Origin of the sequence: Sutterella sp. AM11-39 (assembly GCF_003472385.1) — a bacterium.
Taxonomy (GTDB): domain Bacteria; phylum Pseudomonadota; class Gammaproteobacteria; order Burkholderiales; family Burkholderiaceae_F; genus Duodenibacillus; species Duodenibacillus intestinigallinarum.
Window position 1 is genome coordinate 22,302 of sequence record NZ_QRLV01000010.1, and the last position, 24,340, is coordinate 46,641.

The 24,340-nt window shown below is 57.1% G+C and carries 22 protein-coding genes and 2 tRNA genes; 14 read left to right on the forward strand and 10 right to left on the reverse strand.

Annotated elements, in window-relative coordinates; genetic code table 11:
* The first annotated feature begins 38 nt into the window (after positions 1-38).
* Positions 39-878, forward strand: coding sequence for a UTP--glucose-1-phosphate uridylyltransferase GalU (galU, locus tag DW133_RS08195; protein WP_118276215.1), 840 nt, complete (start codon positions 39-41; stop codon positions 876-878).
* A 51-nt stretch (positions 879-929) separates the two neighbouring features.
* On the opposite strand, the gene DW133_RS08200 is transcribed toward galU, so the two are convergent.
* Together DW133_RS08200 and rfaE2 are read right to left on the reverse strand one after the other, a co-directional pair.
* Positions 930-2,279, reverse strand: coding sequence for an ATP-binding protein (locus tag DW133_RS08200; RefSeq protein WP_118276171.1), 1,350 nt, complete (start codon positions 2,277-2,279; stop codon positions 930-932).
* Positions 2,280-2,413: 134 nt separating this feature from the next.
* Positions 2,414-2,896 carry a D-glycero-beta-D-manno-heptose 1-phosphate adenylyltransferase gene (gene rfaE2 / locus DW133_RS08205; protein ID WP_199588861.1) on the reverse strand — a complete coding sequence of 161 codons (483 nt, stop codon included), beginning with the start codon at positions 2,894-2,896 and terminating at the stop codon, positions 2,414-2,416.
* Between the two features lie 295 nt (positions 2,897-3,191).
* On the opposite strand from rfaE2, the gene DW133_RS08210 reads away from it, so the two are divergent.
* Positions 3,192-3,267: transfer RNA gene (locus DW133_RS08210), tRNA-Ala, on the forward strand.
* 7 nt (positions 3,268-3,274) lie between these two features.
* A tRNA-Glu gene (locus DW133_RS08215) sits at positions 3,275-3,350 on the forward strand.
* Positions 3,351-3,495: 145 nt separating this feature from the next.
* Here the strand turns inward: DW133_RS08215 and DW133_RS08220 are convergent.
* On the reverse strand, positions 3,496-3,795 hold the full coding sequence (locus DW133_RS08220; protein ID WP_118276173.1) for an HPF/RaiA family ribosome-associated protein: 300 nt from the start codon (positions 3,793-3,795) through the stop codon (positions 3,496-3,498).
* 221 nt (positions 3,796-4,016) lie between these two features.
* Between DW133_RS08220 and DW133_RS08225 the strand changes: the two genes are divergently transcribed.
* From DW133_RS08225 to proB, 6 genes are all read left to right on the forward strand, one after another.
* A complete protein-coding gene (locus tag DW133_RS08225; protein WP_118276174.1) occupies positions 4,017-4,466 on the forward strand; it encodes a hypothetical protein in 450 nt (149 codons plus the stop codon).
* A 208-nt stretch (positions 4,467-4,674) separates the two neighbouring features.
* Entirely contained in the window at positions 4,675-6,141 is a 1,467-nt protein-coding gene (locus DW133_RS08230) for a glycerol-3-phosphate dehydrogenase/oxidase (protein ID WP_118276175.1), read from the forward strand.
* Positions 6,142-6,381: 240 nt separating this feature from the next.
* The gene (gene rplU / locus DW133_RS08235; protein ID WP_118276176.1) at positions 6,382-6,693 is read left to right on the forward strand and encodes a 50S ribosomal protein L21; all 312 of its coding nucleotides are present in this window, start codon (positions 6,382-6,384) and stop codon (positions 6,691-6,693) included.
* Positions 6,694-6,727: 34 nt separating this feature from the next.
* The gene (gene rpmA / locus DW133_RS08240) at positions 6,728-6,991 is read left to right on the forward strand and encodes a 50S ribosomal protein L27 (protein WP_118276177.1); all 264 of its coding nucleotides are present in this window, start codon (positions 6,728-6,730) and stop codon (positions 6,989-6,991) included.
* 152 nt (positions 6,992-7,143) lie between these two features.
* A complete protein-coding gene (cgtA, locus tag DW133_RS08245; RefSeq protein WP_118276178.1) occupies positions 7,144-8,226 on the forward strand; it encodes an Obg family GTPase CgtA in 1,083 nt (360 codons plus the stop codon).
* Between the two features lie 48 nt (positions 8,227-8,274).
* Positions 8,275-9,420, forward strand: a complete 1,146-nt coding sequence (gene proB / locus DW133_RS08250) for a glutamate 5-kinase (protein WP_118276216.1) — start codon at positions 8,275-8,277, stop codon at positions 9,418-9,420.
* A 3-nt stretch (positions 9,421-9,423) separates the two neighbouring features.
* Here the strand turns inward: proB and trmL are convergent, their stop codons facing one another.
* The 6 genes from trmL to ftsY all read right to left on the reverse strand — a co-directional run bounded on the left by trmL (position 9,424) and on the right by ftsY (position 15,269).
* Complete coding sequence (trmL, locus tag DW133_RS08255) at positions 9,424-9,894, reverse strand: tRNA (uridine(34)/cytosine(34)/5-carboxymethylaminomethyluridine(34)-2'-O)-methyltransferase TrmL (RefSeq protein ID WP_118276179.1); 471 nt, start codon at positions 9,892-9,894, stop codon at positions 9,424-9,426.
* 50 nt (positions 9,895-9,944) lie between these two features.
* Positions 9,945-10,817, reverse strand: a complete 873-nt coding sequence (gene rpoH / locus DW133_RS08260; protein ID WP_233542159.1) for an RNA polymerase sigma factor RpoH — start codon at positions 10,815-10,817, stop codon at positions 9,945-9,947.
* Between the two features lie 357 nt (positions 10,818-11,174).
* A complete protein-coding gene (locus DW133_RS08265) occupies positions 11,175-12,101 on the reverse strand; it encodes an ABC transporter permease (RefSeq protein WP_118276180.1) in 927 nt (308 codons plus the stop codon).
* Complete coding sequence (locus DW133_RS08270) at positions 12,098-12,769, reverse strand: cell division ATP-binding protein FtsE (protein ID WP_118276181.1); 672 nt, start codon at positions 12,767-12,769, stop codon at positions 12,098-12,100. The genes DW133_RS08265 and DW133_RS08270 overlap by 4 nt, the downstream gene beginning before the upstream one ends.
* Positions 12,770-12,787: 18 nt before the next feature.
* The gene (locus DW133_RS08275; RefSeq protein ID WP_233542156.1) at positions 12,788-14,305 is read right to left on the reverse strand and encodes a Ppx/GppA phosphatase family protein; all 1,518 of its coding nucleotides are present in this window, start codon (positions 14,303-14,305) and stop codon (positions 12,788-12,790) included.
* 46 nt (positions 14,306-14,351) lie between these two features.
* Complete coding sequence (gene ftsY / locus DW133_RS08280) at positions 14,352-15,269, reverse strand: signal recognition particle-docking protein FtsY (RefSeq protein WP_118276182.1); 918 nt, start codon at positions 15,267-15,269, stop codon at positions 14,352-14,354.
* Here ftsY and DW133_RS08285 point away from each other — a divergent pair.
* The 5 genes from DW133_RS08285 to lptG all read left to right on the forward strand — a co-directional run bounded on the left by DW133_RS08285 (position 15,268) and on the right by lptG (position 20,465).
* Entirely contained in the window at positions 15,268-15,930 is a 663-nt protein-coding gene (locus DW133_RS08285; RefSeq protein WP_118276183.1) for an RsmD family RNA methyltransferase, read from the forward strand. The two genes, ftsY and DW133_RS08285, sit on opposite strands and share 2 nt — an antisense overlap.
* 70 nt (positions 15,931-16,000) lie before the next feature.
* The gene (gene coaD / locus DW133_RS08290; RefSeq protein WP_118276184.1) at positions 16,001-16,510 is read left to right on the forward strand and encodes a pantetheine-phosphate adenylyltransferase; all 510 of its coding nucleotides are present in this window, start codon (positions 16,001-16,003) and stop codon (positions 16,508-16,510) included.
* A 52-nt stretch (positions 16,511-16,562) separates the two neighbouring features.
* On the forward strand, positions 16,563-18,104 hold the full coding sequence (locus tag DW133_RS08295; protein WP_118276185.1) for a Na+/H+ antiporter NhaC family protein: 1,542 nt from the start codon (positions 16,563-16,565) through the stop codon (positions 18,102-18,104).
* A gap of 97 nt (positions 18,105-18,201) precedes the next feature.
* Entirely contained in the window at positions 18,202-19,329 is a 1,128-nt protein-coding gene (gene lptF, locus DW133_RS08300) for an LPS export ABC transporter permease LptF (RefSeq protein ID WP_118276186.1), read from the forward strand.
* Complete coding sequence (gene lptG, locus DW133_RS08305) at positions 19,326-20,465, forward strand: LPS export ABC transporter permease LptG (protein WP_118276187.1); 1,140 nt, start codon at positions 19,326-19,328, stop codon at positions 20,463-20,465. Before lptF ends, lptG begins: the two co-directional genes overlap by 4 nt.
* A 72-nt stretch (positions 20,466-20,537) precedes the next feature.
* On the opposite strand, the gene DW133_RS08310 is transcribed toward lptG, so the two are convergent.
* Complete coding sequence (locus DW133_RS08310) at positions 20,538-24,299, reverse strand: DEAD/DEAH box helicase (RefSeq protein ID WP_158571165.1); 3,762 nt, start codon at positions 24,297-24,299, stop codon at positions 20,538-20,540.
* Between the last annotated feature and the right edge of the window lie 41 nt (positions 24,300-24,340).

Below are 24,340 nucleotides of genomic sequence, written 5' to 3' on the forward strand. Positions count from 1 at the left end.
CACCGGCAGACAACCGCTTTTTCATTTGGGAAAATGACATGAAACCCGTTCGTAAGGCTGTATTCCCGGTTGCCGGTTTGGGCACCCGCTTCCTGCCCGCTACTAAGGCAATGCCCAAGGAAATGTTGCCGGTGGTCGACAAGCCGCTCATTCAGTATGCTGTGGAAGAAGCCGCTGCCGCCGGTATCACCGACATGATCTTCATTACGGGCCGTTACAAGCGCGCCATTGAAGATCACTTCGACAAGAGCCCTGAATTGGAAGCCGATCTTACGGCCAAGGGCAAGTACGAACTTTTGGATTTGGTGCATTCCGTGACGCCGCGCGGCGTCAACTTCATCTTTATCCGCCAGCCCGAACCGCTCGGTCTGGGGCATGCCGTGCTCTGCGCCCGTCCCGTGGTGGGCGACGAACCCTTCGGCGTGATTTTGGCCGATGACCTGATCTACGCTCAGCAGCCTGCTTTGGGCCAGTTGATTGGTGCTCGCAGTGAAATGGGCGGCGGCAGCGTGCTGGCCGTTCAGAATGTGGAACCCAAGGAAACCAATAAGTACGGCATTGTCGGCGTGGATGACGAACTCAAGCAGACGAGCTGCGTGCGTACGATGGTCGAAAAACCCGCTCCCGAGGCGGCGCCCTCGACGCTTGCCGTCATTGGCCGCTACGTGCTTGAGCCCGAAATCTTCACCGCACTCGAACACGTGGATCGCGGCGTGGGCGGTGAGATTCAGCTCACGGACGCCATCGCCTCTTTGCTCGGCGAAGGCAAGACTTATGCCCACCGCTTTGAAGGCCGTCGTTTTGACTGCGGCAGCAAGCAGGGCTTCCTGACGGCCACAGCGCACTACGCCCGTTTGGCCGGCTACGACTTCATCTGATCCTGAGACTTTTGAGGCGGACGCGGCTTGAATGAGCTGCGTCCTGTCGGATCAGATATTGCGCAAATCCTCAAGACTCAAGCTTTGTCGCGTGATGTTCCAGTCGCGGTACTGCGGCTGAGATTTCAAAAACGCCCCAATCTTGAGCTCCAAAAGTCCGGCGGAGAACTTGGCCGGATTCAATTTGACCTCGGCAAAACCAATGGATTGCGTGAGCGGGTTAGTGGCGACGAGGTCAATTTCGTTTTGGCCTTTTCGATCCCACCAGGCGTCGGCGTGCAACCATTGACCGTTTTGCAGCCAGGCTTGCCGAAACCATTCCTCCAATGTGCGGCCCAATAGCGTCGGAAGCTCTCTTAAGCACATTTGCGAAAGGATGCGGCTTTGCCCGAGAGACTCCAAGGTGTTGGCTTGAATACTGTCGACGAAGCGTAGCCAGAAGATGAAGTACGGGTCGCACAAGACCCAACGGCTGCTGCCTTTTGTCTTTTGTTCGCCGAAAGGAAGTTTCTGCCTCAGGATGCGAAAGGTTTCCAGCCGGCGCAGGTAAGCCGTGATGTTGACATCCATGCCGTCCTGCAACTCTGTCCACTTGCTGCGGCCGCGGGCAATTTTTCTGAGTAGCTCCATGTAGATGGGACTTTCGAATCGAAATTCGTTGGAAAGGAAGCGCTCACCTTCACTGCGCAACCAAGAACCGGCGTTGCTGAAGAAATAGGAAACGGCTTTTTCCTGCGTCAGGCATTGCGCTTCGTCAAGAAGCTCAATGTATTTGGCGACACCACCGGTCATGGCGTAGACCGTCAGCAGATCCAGATCGGATGCCAGAGGAGCCAAAGTTCCCATGATGGTGCACATGTCTGAGGGACCAAACGGCATGAGCATCATCTGATCGTTCAAGCGTCCGTAGAGCGGTTTGCTGTTGTTGCCGAAAATGTCTTCCAGAGCGGAAATGATGGAGCCGCTCATGACGAGCAGCGTACGGGACGATTGGCGGCATCTGTCCCAGAGTTCCTGCAGTTTTCCCCAAAAAGCGGGATCCATCTGATTGAGTTCCTGACATTCATCAATGATGATGACACAGGGGGCGTCTTTGCTCAGATGCATGACGACCTGAAGAACATCGGTCGGCGTTTGGACAGCTGGCGGAAAAGGAAGCTTAAAGATCTCGACAACTTGATCAAGCCAGGCGCGGACCAGTTCGTTGAGTGTGCAGCGGTTTGGCACATATAGATAGAGGACAAGGCAACTCTTGTTTTCAAAGGCTTTCAGCAGTAGCGTTGTTTTTCCGACCCGTCGACGGCCCATAAGGCAAACCATTCGAGACTCGTGCTGCGACTGCACGGCGCTCAGTTGGTTTTGCAGACGTTTGATTTCTTCAGTGCGACCGAAAAACTGCATGGCAATTCAGGAAATAGAAATAAACTTGTTAAGCATGTTAACGTTAACGTCGTTAACGTTCAAGTGCTTAATGTGTTTATTGAAAGCCATGTGAATGCGTTACTCGAAATGTTTGTCTGACGAAGAAGGAAATATCAGGCGCCGCGTACTTTTTCTAAAAGTGCTGTCGTGGAACGCTGGTATTCGAACTCAACGGTGACGGTGCGCCCACCCCAGGAAGCGACAAGAGGAGCTTCGGGAAGGTCTTCGATGCGGTAATCGCCGCCTTTCACATAGATGTCCGGGTGTGCCTCTTCAATAACCTTCAGCGGCACTTTTTCTTTAAAGATGACGACGAGATCAACGGCTTCAAGCGAGGCGAGCACGGCGGCGCGATCAGCTTCGGTGTTGATGGGGCGATCATCTCCTTTGCCGAGCATTTTGACGGAGGCGTCGGAATTGACGGCTACGATCAGACTCTTTCCCAGATCACGTGCCTGTGCAAGATAGGTGACGTGGCCACGATGAAGAATATCGAAGACGCCGTTGGTCATGACGACGGGGCCGGGTAGTTGCGCACGGCGGGCGGCGAGTTCTTCGAACGTGACGATTTTGTTTTCAAAAGCGGGAGCAGGCAGTCGAAGAGCCATGAAAGCACACGAATAGTAGGTTGGGACGACAACGGAATGCTATCAAAAGAGCTTGTTTGGAGTTGTTGGCGGGCAGAAGAAAACGCAAATCAACATGGTTTTGCTTCTGTGGAGCCGAAAAAGAGAAGAGGGCAAAAAAATTAAAAAAATTTTTTAGGTGCGCAAATATTTGATTTTACAAAAGAAAATTCGTTTTTCGAGAATTTTTTGAGAAATTTCTTCAAAAATTTTCGCAAAAAGACTTGCATTTCAAAAAATATCGGTATATAGTTTCGACTCCTTCGGGGGTATAGCTCAGCTGGGAGAGCGCTTGCATGGCATGCAAGAGGTCAGCGGTTCGATCCCGCTTACCTCCACCAAGATTAGGTCCCCATCGTCTAGAGGCCTAGGACACAACCCTTTCACGGTTGGTACAGGGGTTCGAATCCCCTTGGGGACGCCAAATTTAAAAAGCTCGCCTTAACCGGCGGGCTTTTTTGGTATCTGCGGTAGATTTCAACACAAGAAAAAACCGCCCGGACGATGCCGGACGGTTTGCGATCGACTCCAAGCATCAGGCGAGAAGTCGGGAAAGCGGTGAAACTCAATCAATGAGAATGACGCTTGTCGTTTTCCTCCTTGACCGCACGGCGAGCCGTATCAAACACCTTGTTGATGGCTTGCATGGCGTCAGGGTCGTTTTCCGTTGCAATCACGCTGCGGCCACCTGAGACAATCATGTCAAGTTTGACGCTGAATTCGCCGAGACCTTGATGACCGACTTTCGTAATCGTCGCTTTGCACTCCGAGAGATTGTTGTCAAAGCGCTGGAGAGCTTCGAAGCGTCTTGCGATGTCGGCTTCAGCCGCCGGAGAACGATCAACGCCGTGGAAAATAACCTGCAGCATAAAAACCTCTCTTTTTGTTGTTTGTAGGGTTCCAGTCAGACTGCTGAAAGTCTTCCTGTACGAAGTAGTTTACTCGGCATGAACGGTTAAAACGCGCGGGATTGTTTGGATTTGGTGGAAATTTGTATTTTTCGACAGAGCCGGCACGACTCTGTCTATACTATTTAGTTGGGCGGCTTGCGGAGCAAGTCCGCCGATTGTTTTCGATAAGGAAAATTGCAATGGCTTTCGACCGTTTCAATGACAAACCTGCGCGCCGTGAAAAACGTGACGGCGATCGTTTCGGCGGCAAGGGCGGCCGTTTTGAAGAATTCGGACGCGGCCGCGGAGAAGGCCGTTTCGGTGATCGTGGTGAAGCTCGCTTCGGCGCACGCAAGCCGTTTGTCGGTCGTCCGTTCAAGGAAGAGCTCGGCGGTCGTTCCGGTCCGCGAGCCAAGGCTGTGGACAAGCGCCGCTTCTCCGATCGTGCCGCATTTGTTCAGAATGCTACGGTGCGTTTGGATTCTGACGTGGCTCGCTACTTCAAGTCTTCCGAAGATGTCAACGCTGCGCTGCGCATGGTGATTGCGCTTACCAAGACCGTCAAGGCCGAAGAGGCTCCGGCAAAGGTCGAGGACGATCAGCCGCAGGCTATTGAAGCCGCCGCTGAGACCGACGCCGGCGAAGAATAAGAGCGCCGGTTCACAGACATTTGCAAAAAGCGCTTCCCGATGGCGTGGAGGCGCTTTTTTCTGCCAGTTGCCGCGTTAAGTTTTTCGGGCGGATTGCTCGGCTAAACTTGCGTTTGCATGAAAGAGGACGGCGGGTTGTGCAAACGCGCCGGCGGCGCCTTCCCGGTGCCAAGTCTCTTTTTCTACGACCAGATAAGTGACACGAGACATGGACAAGAAGCAGGCCCCTTGGAGCCGCCGCGAGATGATTGAACGTCTGGAGCGGCAAGACGAGTTTGACGTTACCGTGATCGGAGCCGGCGCCACCGGACTGGGTGTGGCGCTTGATGCGGCCAGCCGCGGCATGTCGGTGCTCATTGTGGACGGTCAGGACTGGGCCTCGGGCCACGCCTCTCGCTCGGGCAAGCATATCGGCAGCGACATTCGCCGCCTGGTGTGCCCGGCTGGTTGGGCTCGCGTTCGCGAAGAGCTTTACGAGCGACGTTTGCTTTTGCAAAATGCGCCGAGTCTTGTGCGCGCACAGAATTACGTGATTCCCTGCCGCAGCAAGGTCGGCATGGCGCTGCGAGCTTCTAGTCTCGCGCTCTACAGCCTCTTTTCGAGCGGCGGACGTGGTACGCGTCCCGTCTCCATGCAGGGTCGTGTCGGAGCGCTCGGCATGCTGCCCGGTATTGAACGCAAGGGACTGGCAGGTGCCGTGACGTTTACCGATGCTGTCTGTGACGACGCCGGTCTGGCTCTTTCTCTTTTGAAGGGAGCCGTGGAATACGGCGCGGTGGCGCTCAACAACATGCGCATGATTGATGCGGAAGCCGATGGGCGCCGCGTGACCTCGGTCGTGCTACAGGATGCCGAAACAGGCCGCAAGCGCAAGGTGCGCACCCGCACGGTCTTCAATTGCGCTGGTGTCTGGGCCGACGATGTTCGCCGTATGGTGGACGTGACCTGCGGCAATCTGGTGAAAATCGTGCGCCGCTCCTATATCGTGGTCGACAAGACGTTCATGCCGACGGGCAACGCGCTTTATCTGCCGCGCGGCTGCGGCGGGCGCGGACCGCTTACCATCGTACCGTGGCAGGGGCGACTGCTGATTGGGGCGACGGCCATTGATCAAGGACAGGCTCCGATCGATCCGCAGCCGACTGAGGACGAAATCCGTCTTCTGATGGCGAGCGCTAACCGACTGCTGAGCCGCAAGATTCGTCGCGAGGACGTGCGTGCTCGCTTTGCGGGACTGCAGGCTGAAGTAGGCGTGCGTGGACTGGATGCCGGGCGAGGCTTTGCCGTGGTGACTGAGTTCAACAACATGTTTACGGTGGTCGGCGGCTCCATGACGCTTTATCGTGCCAAGGCCGAAACGGCGATCGACGCAGCCATCGCGCGGCACATGCTGCCTAAGTACGGCTGCATGACGCGCTCGATGCGCTTGGACGGCAGCTCTCAGATGGCCATGGAAGAACTGCAGAAAAAGCTTCTTGCGGGCGAAGCGCCTTCGACGGATGCGCTCATGCAGCTCAATGCGTTCGTTGCCCGACACTTTGATGAAACGGGCGCACGCTCGGCCGATGACATTCTCTGGCGTCGCTTGCGGCTCGGCGAGATCGATGCAGCACGCGCCGAAATGCTCAAGCTCGTAGTGACCGAACAGCTCGAGGTTCTTAAAAATCAGCAGTAACCTTGGGATCCGAGACGGAGAGCGAGCACAAGCACCTGATTTTTCTGCAAAAATAAGCGCTCAAACGGTTGACATCATCCGTTGCCTCTGTCATAATCTCGATTCCTTCCTTCGCAGGGAAGGTGCGCGCGTGCGCGCAACACTGTGCAATTCTGTGCAGTGGCGCAGTGCGCGTGATGTGTAATTACAAAAAGGTTTTGCCAACCGGGAAACCGGGCGCAAAACGGCGAGGATAAATACATGTACGCAATTATCAAGACCGGCGGCAAGCAGTACCGCGTTGCCGAAGGCGATTTTCTCAAGGTCGAAACCCTTAACGCCGACGTTGAAGGCGAAGTGGTTTTCAACGAAGTGCTCGCTGTGAGCACCGAAGAAGGCCTTAAGGTCGGCACCCCCGTTGTGGAAGGTGCTGCCGTGACCGCTGTCGTGACCCATCACGGCCGCGCCGACAAGGTCCGCATTTTCAAGTTCCGCCGCCGCAAGCACTCCATGAAGAGCGCCGGCCACCGTCAGAACTACACGGAAGTCAAGATCGTCAAGATCCAGGCTTAATTTAAGTAACGATTTTTAGAAGAGAACATAGAAAATGGCACACAAGAAAGGCGGCGGTTCCACCCGCAACGGTCGTGACTCTCAGGCTAAGCGCCTCGGCGTCAAGGTTTTCGGTAACGCCATGATCAACGCTGGCGGCATCATCGTTCGTCAGCGCGGCACCAAGTTCCACGCCGGCGACAACGTCGGTATCGGCCGTGACCATACGCTCTACGCTCTGGTCGACGGTGTGGTTACCTTCGAAGTGAAGGGCCCGAAGAACAACCAGTTCGTGAAGGTTGTTCCGGTTGCCGGCTAATTAAGGCGTCGGGCGCCGAAAAACGGTGCCTCGCTTGACTGAAAAAGCCCTGACGGGACGTTGTTCTCGCGGGGCTTTTTTCGTTATGCTGTTTGATGCGGCTGTCGTTTGAGCCGCAATGACCCATTTAAATTTTTACGGACGGTTTTCAAGTGAAATTCGTTGACGAAGCCCGCATTGAAGTTCAAGGCGGCAAAGGCGGCAATGGCGTTGCGAGCTTTCGCCGCGAAAAATTCATACCCAAGGGCGGTCCCGACGGTGGCGACGGCGGCCGCGGCGGCAGCGTGTGGGCGGTAGCCGACCGCAACATCAACACCCTGGTGGACTATCGCTATACGCGCAAATTCTTTGCTCCCAACGGTGAGAACGGCCGCGGTGCCGACTGTTTCGGTGCGGGCGGTGAAGACATCGTGCTGCGCATGCCCGTGGGCACGTTGATTGTGGACGAAACCACCGGCGAAACCGTTGCCGACCTGACGCACCACGGCGACAAGCAGCTGTTGGCCGCAGGCGGCAAGGGTGGCCTGGGCAACCTGCACTTTAAGACGAGTGTCAACCGTGCGCCGCGTCAGTGCACGCCGGGCGAACCCGGTCAGTACCGCGCCGTTCGCCTTGAGCTCAAGGTGTTGGCCGATGTCGGTCTGCTCGGTATGCCCAACGCCGGCAAGTCGACTTTCATCACTGCCGTGAGTAACGCCCGTCCCAAGATCGCCGACTATCCCTTCACGACCTTGCATCCGCATCTCGGCGTGGTGCGCGTCGGTCCCGAACAGAGCTTTGTCGTGGCCGATATTCCGGGTCTGATCGAAGGCGCAAGCGAAGGTGCCGGCCTCGGACATTTGTTCTTGCGTCATCTGTCTCGTACGAGCCTGCTGCTGCATATCATTGACTGCGCACCGTTGGATCCGGACACTGACTCGGTTGCCGAAGCTCGCGCTCTCGTGGCCGAACTGGCCAAGTACGATGATGAGCTCGCCGAAAAGACGCGCTGGGTAGTGCTCAACAAGATCGATCTGGTGCCCGAAGACGAACGCGAAGAGCTGATCGCGCGTTTCAAGGCTGAGCTCGGAGCCGATCGTCCGCTCTTTGTGATGAGTGCCGCAACCCGCGAAGGCTGCGAGACGCTCATCAAGGCGATTGCTCAGGAACTCGACACCAAGCGCCGCGAAGCGCAGCAGATTGATGAGCAGCGCGACGACGTGCGCTTTGCCGAAACGCACGAAGTGGAGCTTTAAATCGACCGCAAATCCCGGTCGTCGGTAATGGTCAAAGGAGAGAAAAGCATGGAACAGAGTGCGCTGAAACAAGCCCGACGCGTTGTCGTGAAAGTCGGAAGTGCTCTTTTGACCAACGACGGCCGAGGATTGGATCGGCAGATGATCGAAAACCTGGCTGCCCAGATTTGCACGCTGGTGCGCGACGGAAAGGAAGTGGTTTTCGTGAGTTCCGGCGCCATTGCCGAAGGCGTTCTGCGCCTGGGCTGGAGCAAGCGTCCGGAGCGCATTTGTGAATTGCAGGCTGCAGCTGCCGTCGGTCAGATGGGCTTGGTGCAAGCTTACGAAACAGCTTTTTCGGCACACGGCGTTAAGACCGCGCAGATTCTTCTGACCCACGCTGACCTTTCCAATCGTGAACGTTATCTGAACGCCCGCGAGGCGCTTCTCGAACTGCTTCGCTTGGGGGTGGTGCCCATCATCAACGAAAACGACACGGTGGTGACCGATGAAATCAAGGTGGGAGACAACGACACTTTGGGAGCGTTGGTAACCAATCTCATCGAAGCTGACGTGCTCGTGATTCTCACCGATCAGCGCGGCCTTTATACGGCCGATCCCCGCAAGGATCCATTGGCTCAGTTTGTGTCCGAAGCCAGTGCAGGCGATCCGGCCCTTGAAAAAATGGCAGGAGGCGCCGCAAGCTCGCTCTCCAAGGGCGGCATGATTACCAAGATTCTGGCGGCCAAGCGAGCAGCGCGCAGCGGATCGAGCACCGTGATTGCATGCGGACGGGAAGAAAACGTTCTGCCGCGTCTGGCGCAGGGTGAGGCAATTGGTACGCAGCTCACGGCCGTGCATGCGCCGTGGCACGCACGTGCGAAATGGCTCGCCGACCAGCTCAGAGCCCAGGGGTTGGTGGTGCTTGACGCCGGTGCGGCAAAGGCACTGATGGAGAAAAAGACGAGTCTTTTGCCGGTGGGTATCAAGGCCGTGCAGGGGGATTTTGTACGCGGTGACGTGGTGGGCTGCTTGGCTCCGGACGGCACGGAAATCGCACGAGGACTTGTCAATTACGATTCGTCGCAATTGCGTCTCATCGCCGGAAAGCACTGTGAGGAATTTGCGGCGATTCTGGGTTTCTCCGGTCCAGAAGAAGCCGTGCATCGCGACAACATGGTCATGATTGTCGGTAAAGACAATCAGGCATCATAGTCATCAAACCGAGCCTTGGTAGCCGTTTTGGCGCCAGGCCTCGAATACCGTGACGGCGACAGCGTTACTGAGGTTGAGCGAACGGTTCTTGGGCATCATCGGCAGACGAATGCGCTGAGACGAGGGGAAAGACTCTCGAATGGCGTCCGGCAAGCCGTGGCCTTCGCTGCCGAAAATCAGCCAGTCGCCCGGCTGAAATTTCATCGTCGAGAAAATGCTCGAGCCCTTGGTCGTCATGGCAAACATGCGTGAGGCTGAGGGCTTTTCCGTTTCCAAAAAGGCCTCCCAGGACGGGTAAGTCTTCATGGTCGTGAATTCGTGGTAGTCGAGACCGGCGCGGATGAGGTGCTTGTCGTCGACGCTAAAGCCCAGCGGTTCGATCAGATGAAGCGAGCAGCCCGTGTTGGCGCACAGGCGAATGGCGTTGCCGGTATTGGGAGGAATTTCCGGATGAACGAGAACGACGTGAAACATGGTGTGGGCGTTTAGCGAACTGAGGCGGTAAAGGCTCAATAGAAAAGATGTCAAAGGATGTCTTTGTCGGCGGCAAGTTCCGTGCGCAGCTTCGCGATCGCCTTCTTTTCGATTTGGCGAACGCGTTCGGCCGAGACGCCCAGTTCTGCGGCCAGTTCCTGCAGCGTCATCGGATCCGGGTTGCCGTCGGTGTCTGTGCGTAGCCACCGCGCCTGTACGACGCGGCGACTGCGATCGTCAAGCGCAGCGAGCGCATCGCGCAGAATTTCACCTGTGAGTCGATTGCGGTCACGCTCTTCAAGCGCCGCTTCCGGTTCATCCTCTTCTCTTGAGAGCCAGTCGATGGGAGCAAACGGATTGTCGTCTTCAGCGCCAGACGAGCCGGGACCTTCCAGGGGCGTGTCGCCGCCCGACAGGCGCGCTTCCATTTCGCGCACTTCTTCAGGCTTGACGTCGAGCGTTTCGGCGATGCGCTCTGTTTCCGAGGGTGAGAGCGACTTTTCGTCGGACTTCATCTGGCGCAGGTTAAAAAACAGCTTGCGTTGATTTTTGGTTGTTGCGAGCTTGACCATGCGCCAGTTGCGTACGATGTATTCTTGAATTTCAGAGCGAATCCAGTGCACGGAGAATGTCATCAGACGCACGCCGCGGTCGGGGTCGAAGTGCTTGATTGCCTTCATGAGCCCGATGTTGCCTTCCTGAATCAGATCGGCATGCGGCAGACCGTAGCCCAGAAAGCCGCGGGCAATCGAAACGACAAGCCTCAGATGCGACAGGATAAGTTGCTGCGCAGCCATTAGGTCGCCCTCGTCGCGCAGTCGTACGGCCAGATCGTGCTCTTCTTCGGCAGAAAGAATCGGCGCAGCGTTGGCATAGCGAATGTACGCATCCAGATCTCCCAGACGCGGAATGACCGCCGGCAGATACTGTTTTTTCTCGTAGGGAACGACTTCGCCCTTGACGGGATCGGGTCGAACAACAAGTGAGCCGCCTTGCGGCCCTTGATAAGGGACGAGCTGTTTGCCTGCGCCTTTATCGGCTACGACGATCTGCCCTGCGTTTTTTCCGCGCGCAACAAGAGCCCTGTCCGTCGCCGTGGGGCGGGCGGAGTCCGGTACCGAGGCGATTGTCTTCGTGTCGGAAGGTTCGGCCTCGAGCTTTTGCGGAATTGCAGGAGTATCAGTCACGTAAGCAGAGAAAAGCTTTTCAAATTAACAGCAGGATGCTACTGCGAAAAGACGTAAACGGGTGCAGTCAAGTTTGTCGGAGTTTGACAAAAATCAGGGCTGATGCCGCAACACGCGGGTGATGGCGTCTTTAGCGGCAAAAGATCCGACAACGTAACCCAGAAGTGCGGCTGAGCCAACGTAAAGCAGACACCAGTCAAGCGCAGGCATGCGAAGAATCACCGTTACGCCGTACAAGCCCGCAAAGTCGGCGATGGGCTTTGCAAGCAGACTCACGCCGGTGGCCGTCACGCCGAGTGACAGAACCGCCGCCAGCATCAGCGTGAGAAAGCCGCGCCACGAATACGGACGGCGAATAAAACTCGAGGTGGCGCCGAAAAGGTGCAGCGCGCGGATTTCGTCTCGCTGCGCGTTGGTCGTCAGGCGCACGGAAGCAAAGATCACAAGCAAAACCAACAGGAAGACCACGGTGCCGAGAATGCCGAGAACGACGGACAAAGCGGTGTAGAGCGCATTGAGGTAACGCTGCCAAGAGTCGTCGTAGGCGACGAGATCGACGTTTTTGATTTTACGGAACTGCTCGGCTGCGGCGGCAAGTTCTTCGGAGGAGACATTGTTTGCTACCGTCGCGATGATGATGTCGGGCAGCGGATTGTTCTTGGCTTTTTCCTTGGAGCGCTCATCCTCGGTTTTCATGCCGAGCGACTGATTGACCAAGGCAAGCGCGTCTTCCTTCGGCATGATTCGTACCGCGGAGATGACACTGTTTTTGGAAATGGCTTCAGCCAGATCCTTCACGGATTGCTCGCCCGCGCTGCGGTCGGCAAAGACGGTGACTTCGGCTTGCGTCGGGACGTTGAAGACCTGTGCCGACAGGGACCAGGCAAGCGTCGCAAGGAAGAAGGGAATGGTCAGTGCCAAACCAGCCAGAGAAAGCGCCATCAGAAAGAGGCCCTTGAATTCTACGATGGCTCGAACGGTCTGTCGCGCGGCCCAGCGTGTGCTTGTAAACATGCTCATCGAAAACCTCCCTGCAGCATAATGGGGCGGCAGACGATATTGGAGGGGTTGAGCTGCAGGTGTGAGGCCACGATCACGGAGACGTTGGATAGCGACACTTCGCCCAGCAGATCCATCAGGTGCTGAGCGTTGTCAGCGTCCAGATGCGCGCACGGCTCATCGGCCAGCACAAGCAGCGGATCGTTGACGATGGCGCGCGCCACGCTTGCGATCTGCTTTTGTCCGGCTGACAGATCGTGCGGATGGGCCTGAGCCAGATCCGCGATGCCGCACTTGTCGAGTGCGTTCATGGCGGCCACGCGCGCCTTGCCGTAGGACTCTTCGGCAGCGAGCGACGGCAGCATGACGTTTTCCAGAATGGTGCGGTTGTCCAGCAACAGACACTCCTGCATCATGATGCCCATGGAGCGGCGCACGATCGCCATCTCACGCTCGGTGAAGTTGTTGAGGCAGTCGCCCGCAACGCGCACTTCGCCGAAGGTGGGGCGCAGAATGCCAGCGATCATCGAAAGCGCCAACGATTTGCCCGAACCCGTGGGACCGTGCAGGCAGACGAACTCGCCGCGCGTCACGTTAAACGTGATGCCGGCGGAGAGCCGCTCGCCGTTGATTTCAATGCCGGCGTTGATGAGCTCGACAAGGGGAATGTTGACGCCGTTGGAGACCATGGGATTGCGTGACTCCGGTTAAGAAACGTTGTTTTGCAGCGTGAATTCCATACCGACGCGTGCCCAGACCAGAGACTCTTGCTCGAGCAGATAGCCGGTAAGCGGATGGCGCGAGAGCCACTGCGGATCAACCCAGAGTCGGAAAGCGGTCTTGCGGGTGTGCGCAACGCGTTCGAGCTTGATTTCGGGCAGTCGCAGCGTACGGCGGGCATGGGCGAAGATCACGGCCAGACGAAGCGACAGAAGCATGTTGACGAAGGTCGGATCCTGCAGGGCGCTTTCGACCTTTTTGAGGTTGCCTCGCTGACCGAGCACAAGCGTGCTCATCTGCGTCTGATCGTAGCGGGAGAACCCGGGCAGATCGGAATTCATCAGGATGTACTGGCTGTGCTTATGGTAACCGCTCGGACTGATCACGCGGCCGGTTTCGTGCAGCATGGAGGCCCACTGCAACAGCTTGCGGCAGTCGTGCGTCTGCTGATCGTCGGGGTTGAGAGCTACGAAGAACTTGTCGGCAAGCGCGGCCACGCGGGCGGCCTGCTGCTTGTCGATGCTCGAGCGCTTGATGAGCGCTGTGACCGTACTGTCACGCGTGTCGCGCTGTTCCTGTCTGCCGAGCATGTCGTAGAGAAGTCCCACGCGCAACGCACCGGAAGCCGGGCGCATTTCCTTGATCTTGAAGGTGTCGAACACAGCCGAGAGAACGGCCAGGCCGCCGGCGATCACTTCGCGGCGGTCTTCTTTGAGACCCGGGAAGTTGATCTTGCGTATGTCGCCCGCTTCAACGAGCTCTTTGCGCATGACCTTCAGGAGAGCCGGCGTAACTACGCCGTTGGTCAGGCCCGAGGCGTGACCGATGTCGGCGACGGCGCCGATCGTGCCGGCGCTGCCGTAGGCGGCGTCCCAGTTGCGGAAGGAGAATTCCTGATGGGCTTCTTCAAATTCGGCCTGAGCCGAGAGCTGAGCCTGCTTGAGAGCGTTGGCGGTGATTTTCCCGTCCGGAAAATAGGCGCGGGACGTGTTCACGCAACCCACATGAAACGATTCGCATTCTTTGGCGATGAAGCCGCACCCGATGATCAGTTCGGTTGAAGCGCCGCCGATGTCCACCACCAGGCGCTTTTCGCTGGAGGGAGGAAGTGTGTGGGCACAACCCGAAAAGACGAGACGGGCTTCTTCACGGCCGGCGATGATTTCGATGGGGTGCCCGAGAGCTTCTTCGGCTCGCGGCAGGAAGTCGGCAGAGTTCGTTGCAACGCGCAGCGCCTGCGTGCCGACGGCACGAATGTTCTGCGGATCAATGCCCTCGAGCTTTTCACGGAAACGGCGTAGCGCCGACAGGGCACGCTCCTGAATTTCCGGCGTAAAGGCGCCGTGTTCATCAATACCGCCGGCCAGACGCACGGTTTCCTTCCAATAGCTTTCGGTCGTGATGCGGTAGTCCTCCACGCGACCGATTTCCACGCGAAAGCTGTTGCTGCCAAGGTCAACTGCGCCAAGCAAAATCGGCTGCTTGTCCTGTGCTTCACCCTTCATCTCGTTGTCTCTCTCAAGTATCGTTTGCTATGGGCTGGAAATTAGGTTAATTATCCTCGAGCTCTTCGCCGACCAGCGCGCTGGCAAAGCGCTTGGCGTCAAAAGGCTGCAGATCATCGATCGTTTCGCCTACGCCGACGAAATAGATCGGAAGCGGCTCTTCACGCTCGGCGGTGATCGCCACCAGAACGCCGCCTTTGGCGGTGCCGTCCAATTTGGTAACGATAAGACCGGTGAGGCCGGCATATTGATCAAAAGCCTTAACCTGCGCAAGCGCATTCTGACCGTTGGTGCCGTCGACCACCAGGAGCACTTCGTGCGGTGCGCCTTCCATGGCTTTGCCCTGCGAGCGTCGAATGCGGGCAAGTTCTTCCATGAGGTTGGTCTGCGTAGGCAGGCGTCCGGCCGTATCGGCAATGACAACATCGGTGCCGCGAGCGCGGCCCGCCGAGACGGCGTCGAAAACAACAGCGGCCGGATCTCCGCCGCTTTGCGTGATCACGTCAATCTTGTTGCGTTCGCCCCAGACGGCCAGTTGTTCGCGCGCGGCGGCGCGGAAGGTGTCGGCAGCGGCAAGCAGCACTGTCTTATTCTGAGCGGCAAGCCACTTTGCGATTTTCCCGATCGTAGTGGTTTTGCCTGCACCATTGACGCCGGCCATCATGATCACCAACGGCTTGGCCGCATCCAGATTCATGGGTTTCTGCGCCGGAAGCAGGATGCGTTCGATTTCATCGCGCAATGCTGCACGCACTTCCTCGCGCGTTTTGAGGCCCTTGAGCTTCACCGTATCGCGCAAACGCTGTAGGATGACGGACGTAGGCTTGTAGCCAATGTCGGCGGCAATCAGCGTTTCTTCGAGCGATTCAAAAAATTCTTCATCGACAACCCCGCCCGAAAACAGGCCGACGAGGTTGACGCGGGTTCGGGCAAGCCCGCTTTTTAAGCGTGAAAAAAATCCCATGACGAAAACCAAGAAAAAACCAGCGGCGCCCAAACGGCGCGCAGGCACCACAGCGGGCGAAAAAGTCCAACACATTAGTTTACCAACCCGTGGTGCTGACGGCACGGTTCGCATCGTTTCCGGACGCTATAAACGAACGCCCGTGGCCGTCGGTTTGCGCGACGGACTGCGGCCAACGCCTTCGCGCGTGCGCGAGACGCTTTTCGATTGGTTGCGCCATTTTCTCGGCGATTTTTCCTCGGCGTCGTTTCTGGACATGTTCGCTGGTAGCGGGGCACTGGGGCTGGAAGCGGCAAGCAACGGCGCCGGACGCGTGGTGCTGCTGGAAAAGGATCGCCAGTCTGCGGCGTCGATTTTGGCCGTCATTGCCAAACTGCAGGCGCAGGACACCGTGCAGTGCCTTGCTGTCGACGCGTTTGTCTGGGCGCAGCAGGTCAACGAGACTTTTGATGTGGTTTTCATCGATCCGCCTTTTGCGCTGTCGCTGCATCAGAAGGCTGTGCAGGCCGCCTTGCCGCATCTGAAGAAAGACGGATTCCTTTATCTGGAAAACGAAAGCGAGATTCCGGATGACATGTTGAGCAAGTGGGGACTGCAAGCCGTGCGTCGCGGCAGGGCGGGAGCCGTTTATTACCTTCTTTGCGTTCGCAGTATCGGGTAAAATTATTTGTTTCTCATATTTTGATGAAGGAGCGCGGGTCTTTTCGGATGCGCGCTCAGCCTTAAATCGCATGACGACGGCCGTCTATCCCGGAACATTTGACCCCTTTACGCTCGGGCACCTAGATGTGCTTAAACGAGCGGCGCGCCTCTTTGACCGCGTGATTCTCGCGGTGGCCGAAAGCGAAAAGAAAAAAACGCTTTTTACTTTGGAAGAGCGCATCGCCTTGGCGCAAGCCTCCTGTGAAGAGGAACAAGGGCTTGAAAACGTGACGGTGGAAGGCTTTCGCGGATTGTTGTGTGATTTTGCCAAGGCCCGCGGCGTGACCGTGTCCGTACGAGGCGCGCGTGCTGTGAGCGACTTTGAGTATGAGTTTCAGATGGCCGGCATGAATCGTACGTTGATGCCGCAGGTCGAAACGATTTTTCTGATGCCCGCCCTCGAGTGCCAATTCGTGAGCGGCAGCTTCGTTCGTGAAATCGCTGCTTTGGGTGGCGATGTCTCCGGCTTTGTGCCGCAACCCGTGCGTTGTGCTCTGCAGCAGCGCTTCGCCGAGAAAAACGCAGCCGTTAGGGATTGACTGATCCTGAGTCGAGCTGCTTGAAAACAACAAACAACAAAGGAAACACAAAATGGAACCCTATGCTGCCGAGTGGTGGTCGATTGTTCCTCCGATTGTGGCCATTGGCCTCGCGCTTCTGACCAAGGAAGTGTTCTCATCTCTGCTGGTGGGCATCTTCACTGGCACGCTCATCTACGCGGTGGGCACAGACGCCAACATCGTGATGGGCACGCTGGAGACGGCCTTTACGATGATGGCCAAAAAGGTGGACTTCAATATTCTCATCTTCTGCTCGCTGCTGGGGGCGTTGGTCTACCTGATCAGCTTGTCGGGAGGTACGGTGGCTTATGGCAAGGCATCAACGAAGGTCATTCGCGGACGCCGTTCGTCCTTGGCTGCAACGGGAGGCTTGGGGATCGCCATCTTCATTGACGACTACTTCAACTGCCTCACTGTCGGCACCGTCATGCGCCCGATTACGGATGTCTACAAAATCAGCCGTGCCAAACTTGCCTACATCATTGACAGCACGGCTGCACCCGTGTGCATCATTGCTCCGATTTCTTCCTGGGCGGCTGCCGTCGGCTCTTCGCTTAAGGATACCGGTGTGTTTGAGAGCGAGCTCGGCGCCTTTGTGGCTACGATTCCGTGGAATTTCTACGCCATTTTCTCTCTTTTGCTGGTGTTCTTCCTTTGCTGTACGGACTTTGACTTCGGTCCGATGCGTCGCGCCGAAGAGCAGGCAAGCCGGCAGAGTGTTGATGTCACGGCTTCCGGAGGAACGGCTGATGAAAAGCTCAAGTACAACCCCAACGGCACGACCTGGGACATGTTGGTTCCGCTCGGCGCGCTCATCGTGTTTGCCGTGCTGGCTCTGATGTATACCGGCGGCTATTGGGGCACTGACGCCAAGTACCACACCTTCATGGCTGCCATCGGCAATTCCTCGGCTTCAATCTCGCTGGTGTTTGCTTCCTTCGGTGCACTGATGGTGGCATTGCTCATGTATGTGCCGCGCAAGCTGATGACGTTTGCCCAGTTTGCCGAAGGTTCGGTTGAAGGCATGAAGCTGATGCTGCCCGCAAACATCATCCTGATTCTGGCTTGGACGCTTTCGGGCGTTTGCCGCGATCTGCTCTCGGCGCCGCAGTTCATGCAGCATGTGGTGACCTCTTCGGGTATGGGAGCGATGTTCCTGCCCGTGATCGTCTTTGCGATCGCCGCCTTCCTGGCCTTTTCCATGGGTACTGCCTGGGGCACTTTCGGCATCCTGATTCCGATCGTGGTGCCGATTGTTGAAGTGCTCGACCCGAACCTTACGGTGGTGGTTCTGTCGGCTACGCTTGCCGGCTCGGTCTTCGGCGATCACTGCTCTCCGATTTCGGATACGACGATTCTGTCGTCTGCGGGCGCAGGCTGTGCGCACATCGAACACGTTTCGACGCAATTGCCGTATGCATTGCTGGTTGCCGGTTCGGCAGGCGTTGGCTACTTGGTGGCCGGCGTCTCGGGCGGCAGTCTGTGGATGAGCTGGCTTGCAACGGCGGTGGTGTTGTTCGGCGTGACAATTTTCCTGCATGTCAAAGAGGGACGCTCTGCGTCTAAAGCGTAACAATCCTTGCGGTCAGAGTTCGCAGAAACGCTCAGGCCGCTACAATCCCACCAAGGTTTTTGAGTAGCGCCCGCGACCTGGCGGGCGTTTTGAGTGCATGATTTTTAATCGACTGTTGGTCAACGAATTCGCAAGCAGCGCCGGGGGTGTCTTCACGGTGCTTTTTTCGGTCGTGGTGACGATCGGGCTTGTGACCATTTTGGGCGAGGCTGCCGGAGGCAAAATTGACTCTCGCTCCGTGTTTGAGCTGATGGCCTACTCGTCGTTTACCAATCTGCCGGCATTGCTGTCGCTGTCAATCTTCATTGCCGTCCTGATGGTCATGATGCGCAGTTGGCAGGATAGCGAAATCCCCGTTTGGTTCAGTTCCGGCGGATTGAGTTTGTTGCGTTGGATCGCTCCGGTTCTGCGATTTGCCATGCCGATGATCATCTTGGTGGGCGTGATTTCGATTGCGGTGACGCCTTGGGCAAAAGATCAGATTGAGCGTACGGCGCAGCAATTCGAGCAACGCGACGATGTCAACCGCATTGCCCCCGGACGTTTTATTGAGACAATGGGCGGACGCCGCATCTTCTTCATCGAGGAGGTTAGTCCGGACGGTTCTTCGGTTAAAAATGTCTTCATGAGTGAGCAAAACGGTGAGAGTGAAATCATCGTGCGTGCCGCTTCGGGGGAAGTACGGGCGACCGACAAAGGCGAGCGTTACGTGGTGCTCAAAAACGGCCGTCGCTACGACACGAGCCGAAACGGGGACGCCGCCTGGCGCGTGACCGAGTTCGACACCTACGAAATTCGCATCGGCACTCGTGCCGAACAGGCCTACATCAGCCGCGACGTGGAAACCATGACGTTTGAAAAACTTCTGGAACTGGATACGTCGCACGCCAAGGCCGAAATCGTCTGGCGCCTGTGCTGGCCTTTGGCGGCCTTCAACCTGGCGCTTCTGGCCATCCCTCTGTCCTACACCAACCCGCGCGCCGGTCGTAGCATGAGTCTGATTCTGGCCGTGCTGATCTTTATTCTGTATCTCAACGGCATCTCGGTGGCCGAAAGCTGGATCAAGACCGAGAAGGTCAATTGGATTGCTGCGCTGGTCGGACTCAACGGCACGGTCACAATGGTGACGGCGCTACTGTTCATACGGCGCGTCTGGATGCAGCGATGGATACCGCTTGCGATTTCCGAACTGCCCTACAAGCTTCTCGGGAGGGATAAATCGTGAAGGTCCTGACCCGACACGTTGCCAAAGAAGTTTTGATCGCCACCCTCTTTGTGCTGGTGGCGCTCGTTGCGCTCATCGCTTTTTTCGATCTGGTTAGCCAGGCTCGAAACATCGGCAATCGATACAGTATTTCGATGGCGCTTTTTTTGACGATGCTCAAGCTCCCGTCTCGCCTCTACGAAGTGATGCCGATTGCGGCTCTATTGGGCGCCGTCTACACGATGAGCCGGCTCGCCGCCAATTCCGAATTCACCATCATGCGTGTGGCGGGCCTGTCGCCCTTCCGTCTGGCGGGAATGATGACGGTGCCGGCGCTTATCTTGATTGCCATGACGTATTGCTTGGGTGAGTGGCTGACCCCTGCGGCCGACATGATGCGCAACGACATGGACAACATCCTTTTTAACCGGAAACTTTCGGCAAGAGGTTATTCGTCGGGTGTCTGGGTGAAGGACAATGTCAAGGAGCAGCAAAACGCTGGTCAGGCGACGGTGCGCTTTGTGAACGTACACAACCTGATTGCGGGCGAACACAGCCGCACGGGAGCCTGGCGCGTTTTTGAGTTCGACAAGGACGGCAGTCTGATTCGCGTGCTGCATGCGCCTGAAGCCAGCTACATTTCCGGCCGCGGCTGGCACCTCAAGGATGCCAAGGTCGAAACGCTCCCCAAGATTACGCACGATGAAACGCCCATGGTGGAAAAGAGTTCCGCCCGCAAGGACGTGGATTTGATGCTTCCGTCCGAAATGCGACCTGAAATTCTGGGCGTGCTGACCATTAAGCCGGAGCGCATGGGGATTTCAGATCTCTGGCAATACATCGCGCACCTGAAGGAGACGAAGCAAACATCGGATCGCTACCAGGTGGCGCTCTGGTCGAAGGTGTTCTATCCCTTGGCCATATTCGTAATGCTGGCCGTGGCAATGCCCTTTGCGTACCTCAATACGCGATCGGGCGGCGTATCGATCAAGATCTTCGCCGGGCTGATGATCGGCATTTCGTTCTATGCGCTCAACAACATCTTCTCTTTCCTCGGGGTCTTGAACACATGGCACCCGATGGTGGTGGCGGTGGTGCCGACAAGCGTCATGCTGATATGCGCGGCAGTAGCCCTGTGGCTGCTGGAGCGACGGTAGCGGCCGCCCAACTACGAAAAGAAACGCTGCGAGAGCCTCTGGAGGTTTTCGTAGCGTTTTTTATGGGAGCCGTCATGCGGCGATGCTCTTGGGATCCAGCGTAAAGAGCGACTGCAGTTCGGCAGCGGAAAGCTCACCGATCCAAGTTTCTCCCGTGGCTACGGTGAGATCGGCCAGATTGCGCTTTTCCATGAGCATTTCGTTGATGCGCTCTTCAAAGGTTCCCGCCGTCACGAAGCGATAGACGAGAACGTCGCGTCTTTGTCCGATGCGGTAGGCGCGGTCGGTGGCCTGTGCTTCAACGGCCGGATTCCACCACAGGTCGTAATGCACGACGCAGCTTGCCGCCGTGAGATTAAGACCTGTGCCGCCCGCTTTGAGAGAAATGATCATGGCGTGAACGGAACGATCTGTTTGGAAGCGATCGACCATAACTTGACGTGCCTTGACGGAGACGCCTCCGTGAAGGAAGTCGGGCCTATGACCGGTTGCTTTTTCGATCCAGGTCTGCAGGCGCTCTCCCATTTCCCGGTATTGCGTGAAAATGAGCACCTTGCGACCCGCTTCCCGACAGTGCCCGAGAATGTCAAAGAGGGCGGCAGCCTTGCCGGAGTCAGGCATTGCCGTTTCCGTCTTGAGGTATTGCGAGGGCGAATTGCAGATTTGCTTCATGCTCGTGATGAGCTTGAGCACTTCACCGCGGCGGATGGTGCGGATGTCGGTGCCTTGCGGATCTTCGACCGCTTTCTCCTCGAGCTTTTTGAGCTTTTTCATGTGCGCTTCGAGCACCTTGCTGTAAAGCGCGGCCTGTTCCGCCGTGAGGTTCGTGAACTGATCCACCGTGTTGCGTTCGGGCAGATCGGCGATGATGGACTTGTCGCTTTTCAGACGACGCAGCATGAAGGGGGCCGTCAGGCGGCGGAACGCTTCGGCGGCTGATTCGCTGTGATCGGTCTCGATCGGAGCGGCGAAAGTCTCCGTGAAATCCCTGAGCGATCCCAGAAGGCGCGGCTGGACGGTTTCCAGAATCGACCAGTATTCGCTCAATCGATTTTCAACGGGTGTACCTGTCATGGCGATCGTCTGAGAGGCGTTGAGGGATTTGGCCGCCACGGACTGGCCTGATGTGGCGTTTTTCACGGCCTGTGCCTCATCGAGCACCAACAGGCGCCACTTGTATCCCGCCAATTTTTCCGTTTCCCGGCGCATCAGCCCGTATGTCGTCAGCGTGACGTCGGGGAGGTCTTTGACGGCTTCGGGCAGCACGCGACTGGTGCCGTGATAGATACCTACGGAAAGAGAGGGCGCGAATTTGGCGATTTCGCGCTGCCAGTTGGTCATGAGCGTGGTCGGTACAACGACAAGTGCCTTGGCTTTGGTCAGTTCGCCGTCGTTTTTGAGCTGAAGCAGTGTGGCGATCACCTGCAGTGTCTTTCCGAGCCCCATGTCGTCGGCAATCAGGGCGCCGATGCCGAGACGAAGGTTTTTCATGAGCCACGAAAAGCCGCGCGCCTGATAAGGGCGAAGCGTGGCGTGAAGGTTCTCAGGAGGTGAAATTTCGTCGATCTCGGTGAGGCGCTTAAGTCGTTTGCGGATTTCGTCGCTCACGAGCACTTCGGCCTGTCGGCCTTTGTTTTCATAGTTGCCCATTAGCGCCGCGCGCATTTTTTCCAGATAGGTGGGCTGCGGCTGCTTATCAACGGTTTCTGCCATTCGCGCGAGCTCGGTCGGATCGAGGTAGACGAAATCGTCGCCGACCTGCACGACTTCGCCGACGTGCTTGGCAAGCTCTGCGAGTTCCTCCTTCGTGAGTTCCCGATCGCCTACGGCCACGCGCCAGTCAAAGCGTGAGAAGGCGTCTTTGCCCAAAAACGATTTACCGGTGCCGGCGTCCAGGTGTGCCACCAGACGCGGTTTGAGAAGGTTTTTGAGGCGTTCGGGCAACATCACGGCCACGCCCAAAAGTGTGAGCACCGGAGCGACTTCAAAGAGAAAGTCCTTGAGTTCGGATCGTTCAACCGTCACGGGGCTTCCGCCGGTTGCTTCAATGCGGTTCAATGACGGGTAAGCCGAAGTGAGCGTTTTAAGAACGGAGACGGCGGCAAAGCGTTCGTTTTGAAAGCGGCTTTCCTTGAGCAAACGCTTGAGCATCACCGGCCGCTTGGTGGAAAACACTGTGGTTTGCGAGGTGGTCTCGTTGTCAAAAAGCGAACCGTCGCTTTCTTCCGACACGTCGACTTGAGCGGGATCGACTTCCCGACCCAGAATGCCGTAGTTGATTTTGATGCCGTCCGGGTGTGTACGTACCGTCAATACGGGGCGCCACGGGTAGACGTTGCCTAATAGAAAGGCGCGCAGGCCGCGCAGCATGGTCTTGAGCATGCTTTCGGGCAGGAGGTGGTTTTTTGGCAACGGTGTTTGCATTGCCAAAAGAAGCAGTAGCGAACGGGTGTCGGCTAGAGCCTTAATGTCGCCTGCGACAAGCTTCATCAGAGCGCAAAGCGCAGCGGTAAGCGCCAGGAAAACGGTCTGACGGGCAAATCCCTCACCGCTTGGAACGACGGTGGAGCTGAACAATCGGTTTGCGTACGGCTGGCAGGCTCGGGTCAGTTGCTCAACAAGCTGCGCGACGTGACGGTTGCGAACGGCAGGAGTCCACATGAAAAACGGTACAGCCTGCGGGTTGTTTTGCGGGACGACCAGAGCAGGCACTACGGCCGAGTTCATCAGCAGTCGAGCGGCAAGCTGTGTGATCTCGCGCCAACATTCGACTTCCGGCGCCGACTCCTGAGCGTACACGACGGGCATCGTCAACAGGACTTCGAAAATGTCGGAGGAGTCGGTGAGTGTGAGACGCCGCGCTTTTCCTGCCGTGTCCCGCACGTGAACAGCGAGTTCTGCGCTCAAGCCCTCATCGGCGTCACAGACGGCTTTTACGGAAACGCTCAGAGATGCGAGCGCCGACTCGTCGACCGTGATTTTCTTTTGGAATAAATGTGACGAGAGGCAGTAGCCCAGCCAATCCGAGGCGACGGAATAGGAAATTCGGCGCCTCAGCTCCTTTTCGACCCCTGTGAAAAGCTTTCGAAGGTCGCTGCGAAAGGCTTCGCCTCCGGGCATCGGAAGCGATTCGGGGAAAAGAGACAGGATGGTTTCGCGCAGCGGCTCAAGTGTGGCGTAGGGGAGGCTGCGCAGTTCGGACAGAGCCGATGGTTCATCCAGCTCGACCGGGTCGGGGCGCGATTCGGTAGCGGCCGCAGCGAGTTCGGCCAGACGCAGCGGGCGAGCCGTGGTGGCTGATTTCAGGTCAACGCCTCTGTTTTTGAGTTCGGACTGCAGGTCAAGCCCGTGAAGTTTGAAAATCAAAAACGGATCGGCGTCGATGTGGTTGGCCATGCAGTAGAAAACGGCGGCGATGTGCTTGCAGATGCGAGCGCTGTCCGGGCACGAACAGGATGTGCGCATTTCTCGCCAGGAACGAGGAAAGAGCTCCAGGGAGAGCCCTTGGCAGATGTCGGCGACGCTCGGCGAAAGCGTACCTTCCAGAAGTTCGGCCACAAGCGACGGATTTTGTGCAATGGCGTCAAGCAGCAGTTTTTCCTTTTCCCGTCCCCACTTCGGCAGCGCAATTTTGATTTCGTACGGATAGTAGGCAGATCCCGAGACGAGCGCTTCGACGCGATCTTCGTGCGAAATCCACTCGCAGCTCACGACGTGTCCGGTGTTGTAGTAGGAACGTCCGCGAGGCAGTCGGTTGTCGAAGTCAACATTGCTCAATGCGTCGAGCCATTGTTTGCCCCACCAGGTGTTGCCGAAGGTTCTGCGTTTGGCCATAAGAAATGCAGTCACAAAAAAAGCAGAAAGGCGTGGGAGCT

Bases quoted from the DNA above. Each gene is read 5' to 3' on its own strand.
- galU (WP_118276215.1), top strand. From the start codon at position 39: ATGAAACCCGTTCGTAAGGCTGTATTCCCGGTTGCCGGTTTGGGCACC.
- DW133_RS08200 (WP_118276171.1), bottom strand. From the start codon at position 2,279: ATGCAGTTTTTCGGTCGCACTGAAGAAATCAAACGTCTGCAAAACCAA.
- DW133_RS08220 (WP_118276173.1), bottom strand. From the start codon at position 3,795: ATGCTGCAGGTTATTTTCCACGGCGTTGATCGTTCTCCGGCGGCTGAA.
- DW133_RS08225 (WP_118276174.1), top strand. From the start codon at position 4,017: ATGGCTTTCGACCGTTTCAATGACAAACCTGCGCGCCGTGAAAAACGT.
- DW133_RS08230 (WP_118276175.1), top strand. From the start codon at position 4,675: ATGGACAAGAAGCAGGCCCCTTGGAGCCGCCGCGAGATGATTGAACGT.
- rplU (WP_118276176.1), top strand. From the start codon at position 6,382: ATGTACGCAATTATCAAGACCGGCGGCAAGCAGTACCGCGTTGCCGAA.
- rpmA (WP_118276177.1), top strand. From the start codon at position 6,728: ATGGCACACAAGAAAGGCGGCGGTTCCACCCGCAACGGTCGTGACTCT.
- proB (WP_118276216.1), top strand. From the start codon at position 8,275: ATGGAACAGAGTGCGCTGAAACAAGCCCGACGCGTTGTCGTGAAAGTC.
- trmL (WP_118276179.1), bottom strand. From the start codon at position 9,894: ATGTTTCACGTCGTTCTCGTTCATCCGGAAATTCCTCCCAATACCGGC.
- DW133_RS08265 (WP_118276180.1), bottom strand. From the start codon at position 12,101: ATGAGCATGTTTACAAGCACACGCTGGGCCGCGCGACAGACCGTTCGA.
- DW133_RS08270 (WP_118276181.1), bottom strand. From the start codon at position 12,769: ATGGTCTCCAACGGCGTCAACATTCCCCTTGTCGAGCTCATCAACGCC.
- DW133_RS08275 (WP_233542156.1), bottom strand. From the start codon at position 14,305: ATGAAGGGTGAAGCACAGGACAAGCAGCCGATTTTGCTTGGCGCAGTT.
- DW133_RS08285 (WP_118276183.1), top strand. From the start codon at position 15,268: ATGACGAAAACCAAGAAAAAACCAGCGGCGCCCAAACGGCGCGCAGGC.
- ftsY (WP_118276182.1), bottom strand. From the start codon at position 15,269: ATGGGATTTTTTTCACGCTTAAAAAGCGGGCTTGCCCGAACCCGCGTC.
- coaD (WP_118276184.1), top strand. From the start codon at position 16,001: ATGACGACGGCCGTCTATCCCGGAACATTTGACCCCTTTACGCTCGGG.
- DW133_RS08295 (WP_118276185.1), top strand. From the start codon at position 16,563: ATGGAACCCTATGCTGCCGAGTGGTGGTCGATTGTTCCTCCGATTGTG.
- lptF (WP_118276186.1), top strand. From the start codon at position 18,202: ATGATTTTTAATCGACTGTTGGTCAACGAATTCGCAAGCAGCGCCGGG.
- DW133_RS08310 (WP_158571165.1), bottom strand. From the start codon at position 24,299: ATGGCCAAACGCAGAACCTTCGGCAACACCTGGTGGGGCAAACAATGG.